Genomic DNA, 1,555 nt, shown 5'->3' with positions numbered 1-1,555 from the left:
TCGTGCACCGCGCGGGCCTCCTCCCGGAGCAGCCCGAAGGCGTACCGGGCGCGCTCGCCGAGGGTGCCGTACTCCTGCGGGGCCAGCCCCGCGGCCGTCTCCCGCAGCCGCGCGGCCTCGGTCTCCATCCGCCCGGCCAGGACGGTCAGCCGGGCCGCGCGCTCCCAGGCGGCGTCCCGGTCGCGGGAGAGCGCCGCCAGGTACGCGTCGACCTGGTCGGGACGGTAGCCGCGCGGTGTCCTCGCCGTACCGCTCACCAGGGACCCCTCTCCGCCGGACCTACCCGACAGGACGATTTCCCGCATATCCTGCCGGGCAGGTCATACCTGTCCATAACACGACACTCCGCAGACAGGACTTGATCGAAAGCGGGCAGGAAACGCCAAAGGGCCCTTCACCCGAACCGGTGAAGGGCCCCGTGTTTGAGCGGCGGTGTCCGCTAGAGCAGGCCGTCCCACATCTGCTCCAGCAGCACCGACCACCAGCTCTCCGGCGACGCCAGCGCGGCCGGGTCCAGGGCGGCCAACTGGGCCTGGAAGTCGACGGTCCAGCGGGCCGCCTGCTCCTGGTTCAGGCCGTACCGCAGCCGCCACATCCGGCCCAGCAGGGCCAGGCAGCGGGCGAACTCGGGCAGCCCGGAGTTGACGAACTGCGGCGGCACCGGCGCCCCGCCCGGCCCGCTCTCCACCGGCACGGCCACGATGTTCGCCGTGCCGTACTGCACGCAGATCGCCTTGCCGAAGTCCGTGCCCATCACCAGGTAGGACCCCGCGTCCGAGGCCGGGGCCACCCCGCGCTCGGCCGCCAGCTCGGCCAGCGTCGGCACCGGACGGCCCGGCTGGGCCTGCGCCCAGAAGAACGGGCCCATGTCCAGCGGGAGTCCGGCCACCACCAGGGTGTGCGCGACGACCGGCGGCACACCCTGCCGGGCCACCGCCTGCTGCTCGAACCGGTACACGCCGGGACCGAACACCGCAGCCAGCTCCTGCGCGACACCCTCCGGCGGGATCGGCGGCACGGGCGGCACCGGCGGCAGCGGGGCCCGCACCGGCGCGGGCCGCGCGGGACCGTCCGCGACCTGGTGCAGCTCGCCCTGATGGGCCAGCAGCTCCCGCATGCCCTCCTGCCGGCTCGCGTGGTCCGTGCCGTACGGCGCGATGGACGCGATCCGCGCCTGCGGCCACTGCTCCCGGATCATCCGCGCGCAGTACGCGCCCGGCAGTTCACAGGACTCCAGCTCGGTGTGCAGCTCCAGCACCTGGTCCGGCGGCACGTTCATCGCGCGCAGCTCGTGGAAGATCTGCCACTCCGGGTGCGGGGTGCCCGGCGCCGAACGCCGGATGAGCTGCTGCTCCGAGCCGTCGTGGGCGCGGTAGCGCAGCACCGCCTGGTAGCCGGGGCCCACCATGGGCTGCCCCTGCTGCGGATAGCCGTACGCGCCCGGCTGCCCCGGCATCGGCGCGGCCGGCGGAGGCATCGCGCCGGGGGGCGGCATGGCACCGGCCGGGGGCGGCATCGCTCCCGGCGGGGGCATGGCACCGGGCGGCGGCAGGGG

At 75.0% G+C, this 1,555-nt stretch carries 2 protein-coding genes; both read right to left on the bottom strand.

Annotated elements, in window-relative coordinates:
• The coding region (locus GT030_RS29750; RefSeq protein WP_346009768.1) for a DivIVA domain-containing protein at positions 1–257 on the bottom strand (257 nt) is incomplete at its 3' end.
• A 182-nt stretch (positions 258–439) separates the two neighbouring features.
• A partial coding sequence (locus tag GT030_RS29745; protein WP_237522894.1) for an SUKH-4 family immunity protein occupies positions 440–1,555 on the bottom strand: 1,116 nt, incomplete at its 5' end.

The sequence above is a fragment of the Streptomyces sp. SID1328 genome (genome assembly GCF_009865595.1).
Taxonomy (GTDB): domain Bacteria; phylum Actinomycetota; class Actinomycetes; order Streptomycetales; family Streptomycetaceae; genus Streptomyces; species Streptomyces griseoluteus.
Note: the sequence above shows the minus strand (reverse complement) of the source record. Positions and strands in the feature narration are given on the sequence as shown.